Origin of the sequence: Necropsobacter massiliensis (genome assembly GCF_000827595.2) — a bacterium.
Lineage (GTDB): Bacteria > Pseudomonadota > Gammaproteobacteria > Enterobacterales > Pasteurellaceae > Necropsobacter > Necropsobacter massiliensis.
In genome coordinates this window covers 244,453-261,825 of record NZ_LN776189.1, presented here as the reverse complement: position 1 = coordinate 261,825, position 17,373 = coordinate 244,453, and the positions used below count along the sequence as shown (strand labels likewise).

17 protein-coding genes are annotated in these 17,373 nt (G+C 49.0%); 6 read left to right on the top strand and 11 right to left on the bottom strand.

The window, feature by feature from the left end:
- The 6 genes from hslV to BN3349_RS09895 form a co-directional block, all read right to left on the bottom strand.
- Positions 1–525, bottom strand: a complete 525-nt coding sequence (hslV, locus tag BN3349_RS09920) for an ATP-dependent protease subunit HslV (RefSeq protein WP_040977141.1) — start codon at positions 523–525, stop codon at positions 1–3.
- A gap of 131 nt (positions 526–656) precedes the next feature.
- Positions 657–1,535 carry a 4-hydroxybenzoate octaprenyltransferase gene (gene ubiA, locus BN3349_RS09915; RefSeq protein WP_040977139.1) on the bottom strand — a complete coding sequence of 293 codons (879 nt, stop codon included), beginning with the start codon at positions 1,533–1,535 and terminating at the stop codon, positions 657–659.
- 51 nt (positions 1,536–1,586) lie between these two features.
- Positions 1,587–2,993, bottom strand: a complete 1,407-nt coding sequence (locus tag BN3349_RS09910) for an ABC transporter ATP-binding protein (RefSeq protein WP_040977138.1) — start codon at positions 2,991–2,993, stop codon at positions 1,587–1,589.
- Positions 2,993–3,781, bottom strand: coding sequence for an ABC transporter permease (locus BN3349_RS09905; protein ID WP_040977137.1), 789 nt, complete (start codon positions 3,779–3,781; stop codon positions 2,993–2,995). The genes BN3349_RS09910 and BN3349_RS09905 overlap by 1 nt, the downstream gene beginning before the upstream one ends.
- Positions 3,781–4,728: an ABC transporter permease gene (locus BN3349_RS09900; RefSeq protein ID WP_040977136.1), complete on the bottom strand. Its 948-nt coding sequence runs from the start codon at positions 4,726–4,728 to the stop codon at positions 3,781–3,783. Before BN3349_RS09900 ends, BN3349_RS09905 begins: the two co-directional genes overlap by 1 nt.
- Positions 4,729–4,743: 15 nt before the next feature.
- On the bottom strand, positions 4,744–6,318 hold the full coding sequence (locus tag BN3349_RS09895; protein ID WP_040977135.1) for an ABC transporter substrate-binding protein: 1,575 nt from the start codon (positions 6,316–6,318) through the stop codon (positions 4,744–4,746).
- 210 nt (positions 6,319–6,528) lie between these two features.
- On the opposite strand from BN3349_RS09895, the gene glpE reads away from it, so the two are divergent.
- Entirely contained in the window at positions 6,529–6,855 is a 327-nt protein-coding gene (gene glpE, locus BN3349_RS09890; RefSeq protein ID WP_040977133.1) for a thiosulfate sulfurtransferase GlpE, read from the top strand.
- A 21-nt stretch (positions 6,856–6,876) separates the two neighbouring features.
- On the opposite strand, the gene BN3349_RS09885 is transcribed toward glpE, so the two are convergent.
- Positions 6,877–7,443, bottom strand: a complete 567-nt coding sequence (locus BN3349_RS09885; RefSeq protein WP_082024908.1) for a TetR/AcrR family transcriptional regulator — start codon at positions 7,441–7,443, stop codon at positions 6,877–6,879.
- 136 nt (positions 7,444–7,579) lie between these two features.
- Here BN3349_RS09885 and BN3349_RS09880 point away from each other — a divergent pair, with 136 nt between their 5' ends.
- Positions 7,580–7,933 carry a YMGG-like glycine zipper-containing protein gene (locus BN3349_RS09880; protein WP_048736438.1) on the top strand — a complete coding sequence of 118 codons (354 nt, stop codon included), beginning with the start codon at positions 7,580–7,582 and terminating at the stop codon, positions 7,931–7,933.
- Positions 7,934–8,039: 106 nt separating this feature from the next.
- Here the strand turns inward: BN3349_RS09880 and BN3349_RS09875 are convergent, their stop codons facing one another.
- Positions 8,040–8,354 carry a DUF5389 domain-containing protein gene (locus tag BN3349_RS09875; RefSeq protein WP_040977132.1) on the bottom strand — a complete coding sequence of 105 codons (315 nt, stop codon included), beginning with the start codon at positions 8,352–8,354 and terminating at the stop codon, positions 8,040–8,042.
- A gap of 55 nt (positions 8,355–8,409) precedes the next feature.
- Between BN3349_RS09875 and BN3349_RS09870 the strand changes: the two genes are divergently transcribed.
- On the top strand, positions 8,410–9,279 hold the full coding sequence (locus BN3349_RS09870; protein ID WP_040977131.1) for a rhomboid family intramembrane serine protease: 870 nt from the start codon (positions 8,410–8,412) through the stop codon (positions 9,277–9,279).
- Positions 9,280–9,333: 54 nt separating this feature from the next.
- Positions 9,334–10,092 carry a DeoR/GlpR family transcriptional regulator gene (locus BN3349_RS09865; RefSeq protein WP_040977130.1) on the top strand — a complete coding sequence of 253 codons (759 nt, stop codon included), beginning with the start codon at positions 9,334–9,336 and terminating at the stop codon, positions 10,090–10,092.
- A 58-nt stretch (positions 10,093–10,150) separates the two neighbouring features.
- Here BN3349_RS09865 and glpC read toward each other — a convergent pair whose 3' ends face one another.
- Genes glpC through glpA form a run of 3 tightly spaced genes read right to left on the bottom strand, consistent with a single transcriptional unit; the run spans position 10,151 to position 14,405 of the window.
- Positions 10,151–11,422: an anaerobic glycerol-3-phosphate dehydrogenase subunit GlpC gene (glpC, locus tag BN3349_RS09860; protein WP_040977129.1), complete on the bottom strand. Its 1,272-nt coding sequence runs from the start codon at positions 11,420–11,422 to the stop codon at positions 10,151–10,153.
- Positions 11,423–11,431: 9 nt separating this feature from the next.
- Positions 11,432–12,724 (bottom strand): glycerol-3-phosphate dehydrogenase subunit GlpB, encoded by a 1,293-nt coding sequence (glpB, locus tag BN3349_RS09855; RefSeq protein WP_040977127.1) that lies wholly within the window; start codon positions 12,722–12,724, stop codon positions 11,432–11,434.
- The gene (gene glpA, locus BN3349_RS09850; RefSeq protein ID WP_040977126.1) at positions 12,714–14,405 is read right to left on the bottom strand and encodes an anaerobic glycerol-3-phosphate dehydrogenase subunit A; all 1,692 of its coding nucleotides are present in this window, start codon (positions 14,403–14,405) and stop codon (positions 12,714–12,716) included. Before glpA ends, glpB begins: the two co-directional genes overlap by 11 nt.
- Positions 14,406–14,698: 293 nt before the next feature.
- Here glpA and glpT point away from each other — a divergent pair, with 293 nt between their 5' ends.
- Entirely contained in the window at positions 14,699–16,144 is a 1,446-nt protein-coding gene (gene glpT / locus BN3349_RS09845) for a glycerol-3-phosphate transporter (RefSeq protein WP_032109362.1), read from the top strand.
- Positions 16,145–16,276: 132 nt separating this feature from the next.
- Positions 16,277–17,359 (top strand): glycerophosphodiester phosphodiesterase, encoded by a 1,083-nt coding sequence (gene glpQ / locus BN3349_RS09840; protein ID WP_040977125.1) that lies wholly within the window; start codon positions 16,277–16,279, stop codon positions 17,357–17,359.
- Positions 17,360–17,373 lie beyond the last annotated feature (14 nt).

Genomic DNA, 17,373 nt, shown 5'->3' with positions numbered 1-17,373 from the left:
TTAAGGTAATTCTTCAATGGTGTGATGCTGATTGGTAAATACGCAGATATCACCTGCGATTGTTAAGGATTTTTCTACAATTTCGCGCGCCGACAGCTCCGTGTTTTCCACCAGCGCCCGGGCGGCGGACAGCGCATAATTGCCGCCAGAACCGATGGCCAGAATCTGATCTTCCTCGGGTTGTACCACATCGCCAATGCCGGTAATAATCAGACTTTCTTTTGCATCCGCCACAATCAGCATCGCTTCCAGTTTACGCAACGTGCGATCCGTGCGCCAATCTTTGGCTAATTCCACCGCACTTTTCAGCAAATGCCCTTGGTGCATTTCCAGCTTGCGTTCGAACAGTTCAAACAGGGTAAAGGCATCCGCCGTACCGCCAGCAAATCCTGCCAACACTTTATCGTGATATAAACGGCGCACCTTGCGCGCATTGCCTTTCATCACCGTATTGCCGAGCGAAACCTGACCGTCGCCACCAACCACCACTTTACCGTTGCGGCGCACACTGACTATTGTCGTCATCTTGTTTTCCTTCTTTAACTTGAAACTTGCCGGAATATATGCGGTCGGTACACGCTGGTTTCAAGGTAGGAGGCAAACATTTTCCCGCCGCCGTCTCACATAACCACAATATTCGTAATCAATTCAGCCAATTAAAAAAGCGCGGTGTTAATAAAAATGCCCGCCAGAAAGGCAATAAAAATGCACATACCGAAATAGTTGTTATTCAAAAATGCCTTGAAACAGTCTTCACGGGTACGGTTTTTGGTCAGTTTACATTGATAAATAAAAAATAATGCGGCAACTGACAACAGCACAAAATAAGCCGAATGTAATTGAGCCAGATAACCGACCGCAATCAACGCCAACAATGCGATAAATTGCAGTAATGCGATGATTTTATTGTCATATTGGGCGAATAAAATCGCCGTGGACTTTACCCCGATGCGCAGATCATCGTCTCGGTCCACCATGGCATATTGGGTATCATAAGCGACCGTCCAAGCCAGATTGGCGATAAACAGCAGCCAGCATTCCGCTGGCAGACGTTCCAGTACCGCGGCGTAAGCCATAGGAATCGACCAGCCGAACGCAGCACCAAGAAAAAACTGTGGCAAATGAGTATAGCGTTTCATAAACGGATAGATAAACGCCAGCAGCACGGCAATCAGCGACAGCGCAATGGCATAATAATTGAGAAACAGCACCAGAATAAAGGCACAGAACAGCAATAGCGCAAACAGTATTTTCGCTTCCCGCGGCGTTGCCCGTCCCGTCGCCAGCGGGCGCTGCGAGGTGCGTTTTACCTGACCGTCAATATGACGGTCGGCATAATCGTTGATCACACAACCCGCTGCACGCATCAAAATAACGCCGAGCATAAAAATCAGCAGTAGCGATAAATCCGGCAGCGTCTTTGCGGCCAAAAACAACGCCCATAATGTCGGCCATAGTAACAGCAAAGTTCCGATCGGTTTATCCAGACGCATCAGTTGCGCATAGGCGGTCAGTTTTTCTTTCGATAACGGCATAATTCGATAGGTTCGGTTTTAAGTTATGCCGCCATTTTACTGTAAATTTTGTTAAATTTCTTTAACAAACTGTTTTAAATCGATAATTTGGTGACAATAATGCTCAATTAAATGCTTGTCATGGCTGACGATTACCAACGTGCACTGCAAACGCGCACATTGTTCGATCAGCAAATCCAGCGTTTCTTTCTGAGTGATCGGATCGAGTCGTGAAGTCACTTCATCGGCAAACAGCAAAACGGGCTCAAACAGCAACGCGCGTAAAATCGCCACCCGCTGCAACTCGCCGCCGGAGACCTGTTCGGCGCTGCGCGTCAACAATTGCGGCTCAAGTTTGAGATGTCGCAGCAGATGAGGAATTCGACTGCGATCCAGACGATGTTTATCGATGACATCGTCCAACAGCACTTGCAGCGGAATATGCGGGGCAAAAGCCGATGGCGGCTCTTGATATAATTTCAACACTTTATGGCGCGGCACCTTTGTCTGCCAATCAATGCGACCGAATTCCGGCGCTAACAGACCGCACAACGCATCGCCCAACGAGCTTTTGCCGATCCCGCTGTTGCCGACCAGCCCCAGCACTTCGCCACGCTGCAAGGTAAATGTTAGCCCTTCAAACAATTCTCGCTTAGCGCGCTTCAGCGCCAGATCCTGCACATGCAACAGCGGCGCGGTCATTAACTGCACTTTTTTCTGCTTTGCCCAATTATGCGGCGCGCTGGCAATCAGTTGGCGAGCATAATCCGATTGCGGCGCACGCAGCACCTGCGCCGCGGCGCCCTGCTCCAGCAAATGCCCTTTTTTCATCACCATCACCTGACCGCCCAACTGTTCCGCCACTTCAATATCATGGGTTATCGTCAGCAATGCACCGCCCTGTTGGGCGATTTGCTGCAATAAACCGATCACGATATTTTTGTTGGCGTCATCCAGCCCTTTGGTCGGTTCGTCGGCAATCACCATATACGCCCCCCCGGCGCTGGCAATGGCAAAAGAAGCGCGTTGCGCCATGCCGCCAGAAAGCTGATGAGGATAATAACGGCTGAATTTTTCCAGCCCAAGTGCGGTCAGTTTTTGCTGCGTTTTTTGTCTTGCACCGACTTTATTTTGCGCGCCGACAAAATACAGGCTTTCCCAGAGCTGATTAAACACTGTCATGGTCGGATCCAGCGCACGGCTCGGTTCCTGTGGCAACATCGCCAGCCGCTTGCCCCAATACTGGCGGCGCTGGTGACAACTTAAGGCATCGCCCTCAATCAGCACTTGCCCCTCGGCAACCAATTCGTGCGGCAATGCGCCCATTATCGCCTGCGCCAACAGACTTTTGCCCGACCCTGTTTCGCCCAGAATGGTTAAATTGGTGCCGCCATGCAGCTGTAAACTGAGTGGCTCGACTAAAGTCACGCCACATTTGGTGCGTACGCTGAGTTGCTCGGTTTGAATAAGTAACGTCATTATTTCACTCTCCCCGACATTAACTGAAAACTCAGCACCAATAAAAACACCACCGCAATCGGCAACACAAAAATATAAGGCGCTTCATAATAATAGGGAAATAGCTCCGTCATCATCAGCCCCAGTTCCGGTGTCGGTGGGCGCAGTCCGACATTAATAAAACCCAGCGTCGCCAGCGCCAGCACTGCATTAGCGGCGGAAAAAGCACTGAGCGTCAGCACCACCGGCGCCAACTTCGGAAAGATGTGACGTTTAAAACAATACCAAAATCCCATATTCATTAAATAGGAGGACTGAATTTCATTGCTGCTAGCAATGGTTTGCGTGATTGCGCGGATCACACGGAAAAACTCCACCCACATTACTAGCGAAATGCCCAAATACAGCGACCAAAACGAACCGGGCGCCAGCGCGGCAAACAATAACACAAACAGCAAACCGGGCAGCGCCATAATAATATTGCACAAAAAATTGAACAGGCGATCCGTCCAACCGCCCAGTGCGCCCGCCGCAACACCGAACAATAAACCAAAAAACAGCGAACATCCCACCGACATCACAATTAAGGAAAACGACAGACGCACGGCAGACGCCAGTCGCGCCAGCATATCGCGCCCCAGATGATCGGTTCCCAACCAATAAAGTGCGGTCGGTTTTTGCAACGTTTTATTCAAATTTTGCAATGCTTCGTCCATAGGATAATAACAAGGCTGCAAATACGCCAACGCCAGCAATAAAATCAATAAAAACGCACCGCACTTTTGTGCACGAGAAAAAGACTGCCGCATTAGTGCCGCCCTCCGTTTATCTTCACCCGCGGATCAAGCGCACCGCTTAACATATCCACCAGCATATTCAACAACACAAAAATGCCGCCCATAATCAGGCAGGTTCCCTGAATCATCGGCACATCGCGCGCAATCACCGCATGCACCAGCGCATGACCACTGCCCGGCCAAGCGAACAGACTTTCAACAATCACCACACCTTCAATCAGATAAATCAACTGTACCGAATGATACGCCAACACCGGAATGGCGACATTGCGTAAGCCGTGGCGCAGAAAGCTCAATTGTTCATTTAACCCTTTCAGGCGGGAAAACTGATAATAATCGGTATTCATCACCTCGACCATGGCATGCCGACTGACTCGGATCGATACCGCACTAAGCCCGAGCGCCAGTGTCAGCGCCGGCAGAATAAAATACTGCCAGCCGCCATAACCGGCAGCGGGTAACCATTTTAACCGCACTGCAAACAGCGAAATCAGCCCGATTCCGATAATAAACGCCGGTACGGAACGCAGCAACGTACTGAGCAACAGAGTAACGCGGTCAAACCAACCGTTTGGCTTCCACGCCGCCAGCAACCCCAACGGCGGACCGATCAGCACGGCAAACATCAGCGCCACCAGCGCTAATGCCAGCGTATGCCCGAACTGATGACCGATTTCATGCCATACCGCATCGCCACTGACCAACGAATTACCGAGCTTCAGCTGAAGTAAATCCGTCAACCACTGCACATAGCTTTGCCAACCGCTTTGATTTAAGCCCAGCTCGCTGCGCACCAATTCTGCCGCCACACCGTCCGTCTGATCGTAACCGTAGCGACTGGCAGCGATACGATATGCCATATCGCCCGGCAAACTGCGGGTGAGCAAAAAAGTCAGCGTTCCCACCGACCAAACCACTAAAATAATCTGTCCGAGACGTTTAATGATAATATTCAGCACGCTTGATCCTTATGCTTATTCCTGCCAAGACAATTTATTCAAGCCGAAACTGCGCTCAAAAGGATCGATGTCCAATCCTTGCAGCGACTTATGTGCCACCGCGTTTTGCTGATAATACACCACCGGCGTTATCGGGCGTTGGCGATAAATAATCTCAGCAATTTGTTGTTTCAGCCGCCGCTGTTGCTGTACATCGACGCTTTTTTCTAATTCAGCCAATGCCTGGTTCAGGTTTTCATCCTGCCAGTTCATCACGCCCCAATCGCCCCCCTGCGGTGCGAAATCCTGTAGTAACGCACCGATGGGATCAGGCACCAGCGCATAATTACGCGCGTATAATCCCATTTCCAGCGAACCGTCCTGATGACCGGCGGGAATGTCGGAAAAATTGCCCACCGATACCGCGACATCAATGCCGATCTGGCGCCACTGATTTTGCAGTGCGGTGGCGATAATTGGCAGTTCGGGACGATCGGAAAACGTACGCAAAGTAAATTTGAACGGTTTGCCATCTTTAACCAGCATTCCCTGCGCATCAGTCTGATAACCCAGCGCGATTAAACGCGCCTTAATCGCGGCATAATCAGGCTGGACGGCGTTCAGAGCCAAACGCCAATCGGAGAATGCCTGCGGCAAAAGCTGTTCCGCTGCACCGTTATCAATGCGCAGCACAGACCGGGCGATGCCTTGCCGGTCGATGGCATCACTTAACGCGCGGCGTACTTCTACATCGGCAAACAGCGGGTTTGCCACATTCACTTTAAACTGAATCGTGCGGGCGATCGATTTGGATTGCAGCTGCAAATTCGGATCTTGCTGCAAACGGTTGACACTGGCGGGATCAAGATTGAACACCAGATAATTCGGTTCGCTCTGCGCCAATAAGGTCCGCGTTTCACTGCGACTATTGGCCAAATAAGTCACCTGACGGATTTTCGCTTTTTCGCCCCAATAATCGGCAAACGCGGTTTGCTCGATTTTCTGCGGCGGTTCGATTTTTACTGCTTGATAAGGTCCTGTGGCAACAATCTTATGTACGTTGTTTTGCGCATCAAAGGCGGATGTCGCCAAAATAATTGTGGAATAATGGGCTAAATAGGCGGGAAACGCCGCCAGCGGTTTTTCCAACGTAATGCGCACCACATCGTCGCCTTGCGCTTCGATTGTCTTAATCAGAGTATTTTTCAACGGCGTCGGTTTGGTAAGTGCGACTTGTAGGCTTTGCACCACATTTTCCGCTTTCAGCGGCGTACCGTCGTGAAACTTCACCGCCGGACGCAATTTGAACGTCCATTCATCCGCCTTATCGTTCGCCTGCCAGCTTTCCGCCAATGCAGGCTGTAGACGCCCTTGCCCGTCGGTTTCCAACAAAGTTTCCGCCAGCTGTAGACGTTGGAAAATATAACCCGATTTGCTCGGATCCGTCGACGTGATTTCCCACGGGGTAACAATAATCAAGTCTTTCTGCGCCGAAACCGGCGGATTTTTCACCGCACTTTGGTCGACTTCCGGCTGCTCGTTGCCGGCACGAAAAATATAGGCGAGGCTGAAGACCACCACTAATAAAACGAATAAAATAAGTTTTTTCATAGACGCTGCAAACTCCGGTAAATTAGTCAAATCTATCCTGTCGGACGGCAAAATCTAGCACAAATGAGAAACAATTGCATTAATTATTTCACAATAAAAAATAAGATAATGGAAAAATATTTGTCTGTATCACTCGGCATAATGTTTACCTGCGCAACCCAAAATGCTATATTGCCAACACTTGAATTAACATTTTTTTAACTTTTAGTTATGGTACAGTTTAGCGATATAACCCCACAGCAGGCTTGGCAAATGATGCGCGAGGAACATGCCACACTGGTGGATATTCGTGATCATCAGCGTTTTACATACAGCCATGCGCAAGGTGCGTTTCATTTAACCAATCAAAGTTATGCCGAATTTCAGCAACAGGTGGATTACACACAGCCGATTATTGTCAGCTGCTATCACGGCGTCAGCAGCCGCAATGTGGCGGCATTTTTAGCGGAACAGGGATATGACAAGGTCTATAGCCTTATCGGCGGTTTCGCCGGCTGGATGCAGGCACAGTTACCGGTGGAAACGGCGTATACATAGCTTGCCGTCGATACGCCGCGCTTATTGAGCCGCATTTTGCTTATGCTCGGCATGTGGCTCATTGAGAATCATGGATTGCTTGTCTTCATCTAAAAACATCCGCATCACCTTTTGCAGCAACACCGCCATTTGTTCCGGCGTTTCCTGTCTGCCACGGCGAATCCATTCGTCCAACGCCCCGAAACATACCCCCGTAGCAATAGATTTGCGGTATGCCAGCGGGTTATCATCTTCTGCTTTCGGACCAATCGCCCATTGAAAATAATGCAGGAACAAATGGCTCAGATTCTGCGCATAAAGCAAGTCAATAATTTCGTGAATGCTGTTAATACTCACGAACATGGCGATTAATTTCGCCTGCATACCGTCTGTTTGCTGACTGTCGAAAGCATGCTTCGAACGTTCAAACATGGATTTCACTAGGATGTCTTCTTTGGAATCAAAATTGCGATAAAACGAAATGCGGCTGACCCCCGCCAATTTTGTGATCTCACTGATACTAATGTGGTAAAAATCTTTTTTCCGCATTAAGCGCAACAGCGCTTCTGTGATGCTCTCTTTGACCACAAAGTTCAATGTTTTTTTCATACTGTTACAGATTCCCGGGTTATGTTTCAGTTTTTACCGATAAACTTGACTGGCATGATTCGCCCATTAAAATACCAATCATTGATGTTACAACTGTAACACAGTTTAAAGCTAAATTTAATTAAGGAGCGCAGTAATGAAATCATTAATTGTTAAAAGCTTAGCTATTGTGGTGGTCGCAACATCCGTTTCAACCGGGGCAATGGCGCTTGATCGCCAGCAGAAAGATACCGCGGTCGGCGCTTTATTAGGCGGTGCCGCCGGTGCAGTAATCGGTAACGATGTCGTCTCCACCGTCGCCGGCGCAGCCCTTGGTGGCGTGATCGGCAGCCAATGGAATACCCATAAATACGAAAAAGACCGCGGTCCGCGTGATTTCCGTCCGCATCCGCGCGCAGTGCGTGATTTTCGTCCGGAACGGGATAATCGCGGTCCACGTCATGAAGCGCGCGCACCGCATTTTGATCGCATGCCACACAAACACCGTTGATCAGCGTCAAAAACACGTGGAAAAACAACCGCACTTTTACCCCAACCAAAACGCACCCGCTGAGTCGACAACGGGTGCGTTTTTCATTTATGGTGTACGTTTTGATTTAATGGAATCCGACCATCGCCACATAACATAAAATCAGATAAAAAATCACCGCACTAATAAGCAGTAGCTTTTTTCCTCGCGCCGCATCGCGCTGATAGGCACGATAGCTTATTCTTGCTAGAATGCCGAGCATAACAGGATATATCCACAGAAAAACCGACATTGCGGCGGACTGAACCTCACTCAGGGCAGGATTTTTTAATAAATTCGGGGAAATCAATAAGGCCAGCGGCCATAACAGTATCGGCAGGCAAAACCCCGCCAGCGCCCAAGCAAAAGGGCTGAATCCGTCCGGTATATTTTGTTTTTTCATTTTGTTATCCGTTTAGTTAAAATAAGTAAAATTTATTGAAAAAGGAATATAACAAATGCAGTATTTATTTGGTAGCGAAATCCCGGTGTTAGCCTTGAATTTTCGGGATTATATTCGCACCCGCTATCAGGTTGAACTGGAATTAAAGGAAATCACAGATGACAACGGCAACCAATTACATGCCCTTTTCATTGCCGAAGATTGCCCTAAACTGGCGGAAATTACCCAAGAAAAACAACGCTTCATCCGTGATCCCTTCAATGATCGCTACGAACAGGCAAGCTGGCAAAGTGGCGATGTCGGCACGGCTCGCACGCACACATGGCAACGCATGCCGAATATTGTGCAGTTAGGGCAGCATGTGCTGCATAACGGGAAATTTACTTTATTTTTGACCGTACTTTGTGTGCTGATTTATCTGCTGCAACTCGGCGGCTTTAACGACGAGGTGCTGGAATTGGCTCATTATCCCGCTTATCCCGATGAAAAGGTTCAGCTTTGGCGCTATTTCACGCACAGTTTGGTGCACCTTTCTCCGCTGCATATTCTGTTTAATCTGGTGTGGTGGTGGATTTTTGGCGGCGCCATTGAGCGGACATGCGGCAGCGGCAAACTGGTTACGCTCTATCTGGTTGCCGCAGTGCTGACGGGTATTGCGCAGAATATCGCTTCCGATCCGGCATTTTTCGGCTTGTCCGGCGTGGTGTATGCAGTGCTGGGATATGTGCTTGTAGCGGACAAATACGGCGCACGCAAACCGTTTGCTCTGCCACAAGGTTTCTTTACGATGCTGCTGGTGGGGATTGCCGTCGGTTTTATCACCCCGCTTATTGATATTCAAATGGGTAACACGGCGCATATCAGCGGGCTAATTATCGGCTGCCTGTTCGGTTTTTTTGATGCCAAATCAGTCGCTGGCAGATGATTTCACAGCAAAAATACGCTAAAGTATCCGACATTTCAGCGTTAAGGACAGGCAATGAAACAATCTATTCGGCATAAAAAAATTATCGAACTAGTCAAACAAAGCGGCTATTTAAGCACCGAAGAATTAGTCAATTTACTCGGCGTCAGCCCGCAAACTATCCGCCGTGATTTAAACGAACTGGCGCAAAATAACGCCATTACCCGTCACCACGGTGGCGCGACCTCGCCCTCCAGCTCGGAAAACAGCGATTATAATGAACGCAAGCAGTTTTTTTCAGCGGAAAAACAACTGATTGCGCAAGAAGTGGTGAAGATTATTCCCAACAATGCCTCATTATTTATCGACATCGGCACGACCCCCGAAGCGGTAGCGAACGCCTTGTTGGCACATCAAAATCTGCGCATTGTCACCAACAACCTGAACGCCGCCTATATTCTTATGCAGAATAAAACTTTTGACATTACTATGGCAGGCGGATCGTTGCGTCAAGACGGCGGCATTATCGGCGAAGCCACTATGGCGTTTATCTCGCAGTTCCGTCTGGATTTCGGCATATTGGGCATCAGCAGCATCGACACTGATGGTTCGCTGCTGGATTACGACTATCATGAAGTGCAGGTGAAACGCGCAATTATCGAAAGCTCGCGCAACACGTTGTTAGTAACCGATCATTCCAAATTTTCCCGTCGCGCCATGGTTCGTCTGGGTTCAATTAGCGAAGTCGAATATTTATTTACCGACAGCAAACCGCCGCAATCCATTCAGGAGCTGATCGACAGCAGCAACGTCAAATTGCACATTTGCCAATAAATCGGCTACGACACAACGCGCGCAATCGTTGGATTACGCGCCTTTTACATACATAACCTTATTGCAAGGCCATTGCCAACAAGGTGATAGGATGCAGACAGGTGGTTTTGGTTGACATATCGATCTGCCATTTACAGGTTTCACATTCGGAAATTACATAATCAAACCCGCCCTGTTCAATATTGTCGAACAAGCTGTTGCCGATAGCCTGCGCGACATCGTAATTTTCCGCCTTAAAGCCGTAAGTACCGGCAATCCCGCAGCATTGTGACGGCAACATCACGATGTCCAAATCCGGAATATGTTTCAGCACCTCTAGCGTATAAGGCGCCCAGCCGGCTTTATCCACATGACAGGCGGTATGATAAGCGATTTTCAGCGGCATGGATTTAAACTGCGGTCTTTTTCCCGCATTAAATAAGCGATAAAGATAGCGAGTTACAATATTCACATGGGAACGAACTTTCGCATTGTCCATGCCTAAAATATGATGATATTCATCGCGCAGATTCATGGTACAACTGGATGAAGTGCCAATCACCTCCAGTTCCCGTTCGACAACCGCTTTTTCAATCTGAGCCAGATTAAATTCAGCTTGTTTTTTCGCCCGTTGCGGAAAACCGTTGACCATCAGCGGCAAGCCACAGCATTTTTCTTTTTCCAGCAATAAGACGCCGATATCCATAGCATTGAGCAGACGAATCAAATCCTTACCCAGCTGCGGATTATTATAATTCACGTAACAACCGTGATAATACACCACTTTATCCCGATAATAACGCTGCCGCTCCAACGCCTGTTTGTGATACCACTGACGGAATGAGCCGAAAGAATATTTCGGTAAACTGCGCTGCTGACTGATATTTAAGGTTTTTTCCAGCACAAAGCGGGTGGCTTTCAAACCGGTAACAGCATTAACTATCGGCGCCAACGGCGTATTCATTTTGCCCATAATATCCGTATTGCTTAAGATTGCATCACGCAGTTTATGCATTAACGGTTTATGTTGCTGTGCCAAATACTTGTTGCGCGCACGCACAATAATATCACCGATTTTCACATCTGACGGACAAGCCACTTCACAGCGTTTGCAGTTGGTGCAATATTTCAGCGCTTCATCATACAGTTCGGCGCTTTTCAGGCGCAAACGTTCGCCGTCCGGTCCCGCCTGTTTCGGTCCCGGATAAAATGGATTCTGCCGAGACACCGGGCAAACTGCGGTACAGGCAGTGCATTTGATACAACTCTCAAAGCTGTTATCCATACCCGGATGTGAAAGCGGCGCGGCGGTATGTTGTTTGGCGCTTTCGATTAATTCCTGAATATTCATCACTCCTCCCTATTGTTGCGCCGCAACAATATGCTCAGCGGCAACCAGCGCCGTCACGACCGACACACCCGAAGCGCAGCCCAGCTCAAGTCCGTTGTAGCCGCCGATGACATTACCTGCCGCATATAAATTCGACAAAAACCGACCGCACTTTCTTACTCGGCAATCGGCATTAATCGCCACGCCCGCCGACTGATAAGGCTGCGCTGCGGCAAAGCGGTGGTGTGTCCAAGACAGACGCGCATCGGCAGCAAACGTCGCGGTGCCGATAATATCGGCATTAAACACCGGCTCATAAATCTGCTCAAAATCGGCAATCAGTCCGTTACTGAAAAAGCTACCCGAAGCCAACACAAAATGTTCCGCCGACAGCGCATCTTGCCGGTGCAGGCGGGTATAAATCCGGCTGATGCGATCACCGTCAAATTCCGCACTCAGCGCCTTATCGCCGTTTAACATCAAACCGCCCGCTTGTTCAAAATGATAACGCAGAGATTTATGCTGGCGAATGCCCAACAAAGACGGCGGTAAGGTCGGCAGTTCGTACAGATTCAAGCCACTCGCCTGTTTTAAACGATTAAAAAACCCCTGATTCTCAATGCCAAAACAGGCCGGAAGAAATACTGCTTGTGCGCCTGCCGCGGCATTTTTGATTTCCTGAACCAAATCACGGAAAGCCAGTTCATGCTCCAACAACTGAGAAATATTCACGCTGCGAAACTCCCGCGCCTCACTGCGCAACTGATCCAGTTCGGGAATATTCAAATATGCGGTAGTCACGTTGCAATGGGAAAAAGCCGGGTTCTGTACTAGATTATCCGCCAATAAGCGCGGTTGAAAATCATGATAGCCGACAATTCCCAGTACCGCGATCTCCGTATGCGGAAAATTCCTTTCGTCATCGCCTAATAACGGCGTACCGGCGCTTGACAACCAAGTTGCGCGCAACCCGCCCAGCGGGGTGATGCGCAGATGATTTTGTTCACTCGAACCGAGCAATCCCAGCCCGACAGATTGTGCCAGCGCCTCAAACCGGCGCGCACTCGCCAATACCTTTTCTTTTCCCAGCAGACAATAAGGATGCTGCGGCAATTGCCGCGCTAACGCTTCATAAGACTGTTCAAAAGCACGCACCGGTTCACCGTCGGGCAGGCGACCGAGCAAATCCAGCGAGCCGGACGAAAAATCGATTGCCGCCTGTCCGTTATTAATAATGACACAACGTTTGCCCTGTTGTTGCAGCGCAATGCCGCAGGTCAATCCTGCCAGCCCGCCGCCGATAATCGCCACATCAAACTTCATTGCTATCCGTCCCTTGTTGAGCTTGCTCGGCAAGCGGTTGCACATCATTCAGCCCTAATAAGCTATAATAAATCCAGCTGGTAAATTCCGCCTCGCGAATCGCATCGCCCCAGGCTATCGGTTCAATACCGCGCCAGCGCTCCTCCATAAAAGAAGCCAGCTGCAAAGTGGATTGCCGCGGGGTCGCGACATTAAAACGCGCCATCAGTCCCGCCGCTCGGCAGGCGCATAATTCCGCCTGACAGGTTCCCATACCGACGCGGGTTCGGCGGCGTAAATCCACCAGATTATTGACTTTCAGCTCGTCCACCGCATAGCGCACTTCACCGGCTGTCACCGCTTCACATTCACAAACCAGCGAACAATCTAACCGCTCTTTTTCCAGTAACCGCACCGCCCGCCGACCGTGGCGATACACCGCAGAAATACGGATTGGCGCTGGCAGAGAAATCGTCTGCCGATGGGCGTCTTCGGTGCTGCTGTCCGAGCCCGGCAGCGGTTTGTCGGCGGTCACACAGCGCGCCGATTTATTCAATTTTTTACAGACTAAATCAGTCGCCCACTCAGCCATCAGCCGGTAAGTCATCAGTTTTCCGCCAGTAATGGTAATAAAACCGTCCAGACCATCGCGTTCAGCATGGTCCAGCAGCACAATACCACGGCTGACATTGCGCCCAGACGGGTCATCGTCTGTCGCCACCAGCGGGCGCACACCAGCATAGGCGCGCAGCACCCGAGTATGGCGCAGGCTCGGCGCCAGTTTTTCCCCTTCGCGGAATAAAATATCCACCTCTTCCGGCGTTACCACCATGTTATCGATTTGATCATAAGGAATGCGGCTGGAGGTGGTGCCTATCACGCAAATCGTATCACCCGGCACTAAAATATCGGCATCTGCCGGCTTACGGCAGCGGTTGATCACCAGATTATTGATGCGATGTCCCATAATCAGCAGCGCGCCTTTCGCCGGGAACATGCGAATTTTCAAATCGGCATATTCGGCAATGCCCTGCCCCCAAATACCGCCAGCATTGACGACAATCGGGGCAAAAAACTGGCGCTCGACTTTATTCTTATGATCATACACGCGCGTACCGATTACTCGTCCGCCTTCCCGAATCAATCCGGTGACTTCACAATAAGTAAAAATTTTTGCGCCCCGCTCGCCGGCATCCAGCATATTGGCGGCGGTCAGACGAAACGGATCCACCGAGCCGTCCGGCACCACCACCGCACCGACCAACTCGGGATTGACGGAAGGTTCCATGCGTTTTGCCAACGCCGGATCAATGGCGACCGCCTCAATACCCGAAGACGTACAGGCATCGATAAAGGTTTTCTGAAACGCCATATCGTCTTCCGGCAAAGTGATAAATAAGCCTTTACTGTCCTCGATACAATGGCGCGCAATGCGTTTTAGGATCATGTTTTCCTGAATACATTCACGCGCCGATTCCTGATCGTTAACTGCATAGCGCGCGCCGCTGTGTAGCAAGCCATGGTTGCGTCCAGTGGCGCCAGTGGCGATATCGCGCCGTTCCAGCAATACGCAGTTCAGCCCGCGCAATGCACAGTCACGCGCAATACCCGCGCCGGTTACGCCGCCGCCGATAATAATGACGTCCGTATTCACCGGTGAAACATCCGTGGATTGACGATAAATCTGAGGTGATATAGGCATAGCTTCTCCCCCACATGAATTGAAAAAATAAACAAACCGCCGTGCGTTTTAAATAATGGATATCATAGTCCAAATGTTCGTTTTAGAAAATAATATGAGCGATTTTATATAAAATAATGTGATAAAGATCACTTTATTTTTTCCTTTTTCATTACTGCGAAAAATATTTTGTGAGATATATCACAATATAACGCAAATAAAATTTTTCCTTTTTCATTTTCCGATATGATCGCTCACCTGAATGTTCGCAAAAGAACATTTATTGTAACAATAATTATTGTTTGGAGGATTATATGTTTGGCCCGTTTAAACCCGCGCCCTATATTGCGGAATTACCTAAGGAAAAAATCGACCCGACCTACCGTCGTTTACGTTGGCAGGTGTTTATGGGGATCTTCTTCGGTTATGCCGCTTACTATTTTGTGCGCGCCAACTTCGATTTGGCGCAAAAAGGCTTAATTGAAGCCGGTCTGTACAACAAAGCGGAGCTCGGTATCATCGGTACCGGCGCCGGTCTGGCTTATGGACTGTCTAAATTCGTGATGGCAAGTATTTCCGACCGTTCCAATCCGAAAGTATTCCTACCTTGCGGTTTGTTGCTGTCCGGATTATGTATGACCATGATGGGCTTAATGCCTTGGGCGACCTCCGGCATTGCTGTGATGTTCGTCATGATCTTCCTCAACGGTTGGTTCCAAGGCATGGGCTGGCCTCCGTGCGGACGCACGATGGTGCATTGGTGGTCGAAATCAGAACGCGGTACCATCGTTTCTATTTGGAACTGCGCGCATAATGTCGGCGGCATGATGCCGGGGCTGATGGTATTGCTCGCTGGGGCGATTTATTTCGGCAATAACGGAGTGGAAGCCACCGCCAAAGACGTCTGGCAGCAGGCACTTTACTATCCGGGCATCGCCGCTATGCTGTGTGCCGTTCCGGTTTATTTCGTAATGAAAGATACACCGCAGTCCTGCGGTTTGCCGCCAATTGAAAAATGGCGCAACGACTATCCGGATGACTATAATGAAAAAACCTATGAACACAATTTAACCACCAAAGAAATTTTCGTCACCTATGTGCTGAAAAATAAATTGTTATGGTATATCGCCATCGCCAACGTATTTGTATATCTGATCCGCTACGGTGTACTGAAATGGTCACCGGTTTATTTGGGTGAAGTGAAACATTTCAATATTAAAGGTACTGCTTGGGCTTATACCATTTATGAATTGGCCGCCGTGCCGGGCACCCTGTTGTGCGGCTGGGTATCGGACAAATTATTTAAAGGCAAACGCGGTTTAACTGGTTTCATTTTTATGATATTAACCACCGCAGCGGTTATTGCGCTGTGGCTGAACCCGGCAACACCGGATGCGGAGCTTGCCCAGTATGCGGGTAAAGCGTGGTATGAAAATCCATATCAGTTAACCGACTTTATTTTAATGACCACTATCGGCTTCTTAATTTACGGTCCGGTAATGCTCATCGGTTTGCACGCCCTTGAGTTGGCGCCAAAAAAAGCCGCTGGCACCTCTGCTGGTTTCACCGGTTTATTCGGCTATCTGGGCGGCACAGTTTCTGCCTCGGCGGTTGTCGGCTGGGCGGCGGAATATTACGGCTGGGACGGCGGTTTCTATGTGATGATCACCGGCGGCGTATTGGCTGTATTGTTAATGTTTATCACCATGCTGGAAGAAAGCAAACATAAAGCTAAACTCAGCGATCACTACGGTAAATAAACCGAGCGTACATAAAGGAAGAGCGGCAACGTTCTTCCTTTTTCTTTAATCGGTTGCAAAAACAAGCCCAAAAACGCTGCAATTTTCAACCGCACTTTTTAATCAATCCAATCACGCAAAAAGGAGAACCTAATGAAACTCAAACTGCTTAGTGGGCTGATTGCCTTATCTTTGCTTACCGCCTGCCATCATTCAGTTACGACCGACAGGGCGGATAATCAAAATAAATTGATTATCGCCCACCGCGGCGCCAGCGGTTATTTACCCGAACACACATTGGAAAGCAAAGCGCTGGCATTTGGTCAACACGCCGATTATCTGGAACAGGATCTGGCGATGACCAAAGACAACCATCTTGTAGTGATTCACGATCATTTTCTGGACGGTTTAACCGATGTGGCGCAAAAATTTCCGCATCGCCACCGTCAGGATGGACGTTATTATGTAATGGATTTCACGTTAAAGGAAATTCAGTCGCTGAATATGACGGAAAATTTCAAAACTGAAAACGGCAAACAGGTGCAGGTTTATCCGAACCGTTTCCCGATGTGGAAATCCCATTTCAAGATTCATACCTTTGAAGACGAAATTGAATTCATTCAAGGGTTGGAACAATCCAGCGGGCGGAAAATCGGGATTTATCCTGAAATTAAAGCACCTTGGCTGCATCACCGGGAAGGCAAGGATATTGCGCTGGCAACCCTGAACGTGCTGAAAAAATATGGTTATACTCACAAATCCGATCGCGTTTATCTGCAAACATTTGATTTTAATGAATTGAAACGAATAAAAACGCAGCTGCTGCCGCAATTGGGGATGGACATTAAACTGGTACAGCTTATCGCCTATACGGACTGGCATGAAAGCGAAGAAAAAAATGCGCAGGGACAATGGGTGAACTACGATTATGACTGGATGTTTAAACCGGGCGCCATGGCGGAAATCGCCAACTACGCCGACGGTGTCGGCCCCGGCTGGTATATGCTGATTGATGAAAAAGCCTCTAAAAGCGGCACAATTCGCTATACGCCGTTAGTCGCCGAACTTGCCGGTGCCGGGTTGGAACTGCATCCTTATACAGTACGCAAAGATGCCTTACCGCCGTTTTTCAACAATGTAAATCAAATGTATGACGCCTTGTTTAAAGCAGGCTCAACCGGTGTTTTCACTGACTTTCCGGATACCGGCGTACAATTCCTGAAATCCCGCAAATAATCTTACGCCAATAA

Coding starts and splice junctions, on each gene's coding strand:
- BN3349_RS09895 (WP_040977135.1), bottom strand. CDS start 6,318: ATGAAAAAACTTATTTTATTCGTTTTATTAGTGGTGGTCTTCAGCCTC.
- BN3349_RS09880 (WP_048736438.1), top strand. CDS start 7,580: ATGAAATCATTAATTGTTAAAAGCTTAGCTATTGTGGTGGTCGCAACA.
- BN3349_RS09870 (WP_040977131.1), top strand. CDS start 8,410: ATGCAGTATTTATTTGGTAGCGAAATCCCGGTGTTAGCCTTGAATTTT.
- glpA (WP_040977126.1), bottom strand. CDS start 14,405: ATGCCTATATCACCTCAGATTTATCGTCAATCCACGGATGTTTCACCG.
- glpE (WP_040977133.1), top strand. CDS start 6,529: ATGGTACAGTTTAGCGATATAACCCCACAGCAGGCTTGGCAAATGATG.
- BN3349_RS09910 (WP_040977138.1), bottom strand. CDS start 2,993: ATGACGTTACTTATTCAAACCGAGCAACTCAGCGTACGCACCAAATGT.
- glpB (WP_040977127.1), bottom strand. CDS start 12,724: ATGAAGTTTGATGTGGCGATTATCGGCGGCGGGCTGGCAGGATTGACC.
- glpQ (WP_040977125.1), top strand. CDS start 16,277: ATGAAACTCAAACTGCTTAGTGGGCTGATTGCCTTATCTTTGCTTACC.
- ubiA (WP_040977139.1), bottom strand. CDS start 1,535: ATGCCGTTATCGAAAGAAAAACTGACCGCCTATGCGCAACTGATGCGT.
- hslV (WP_040977141.1), bottom strand. CDS start 525: ATGACGACAATAGTCAGTGTGCGCCGCAACGGTAAAGTGGTGGTTGGT.
- glpT (WP_032109362.1), top strand. CDS start 14,699: ATGTTTGGCCCGTTTAAACCCGCGCCCTATATTGCGGAATTACCTAAG.
- BN3349_RS09865 (WP_040977130.1), top strand. CDS start 9,334: ATGAAACAATCTATTCGGCATAAAAAAATTATCGAACTAGTCAAACAA.
- BN3349_RS09885 (WP_082024908.1), bottom strand. CDS start 7,443: ATGAAAAAAACATTGAACTTTGTGGTCAAAGAGAGCATCACAGAAGCG.
- BN3349_RS09875 (WP_040977132.1), bottom strand. CDS start 8,354: ATGAAAAAACAAAATATACCGGACGGATTCAGCCCTTTTGCTTGGGCG.
- BN3349_RS09905 (WP_040977137.1), bottom strand. CDS start 3,781: ATGCGGCAGTCTTTTTCTCGTGCACAAAAGTGCGGTGCGTTTTTATTG.
- glpC (WP_040977129.1), bottom strand. CDS start 11,422: ATGAATATTCAGGAATTAATCGAAAGCGCCAAACAACATACCGCCGCG.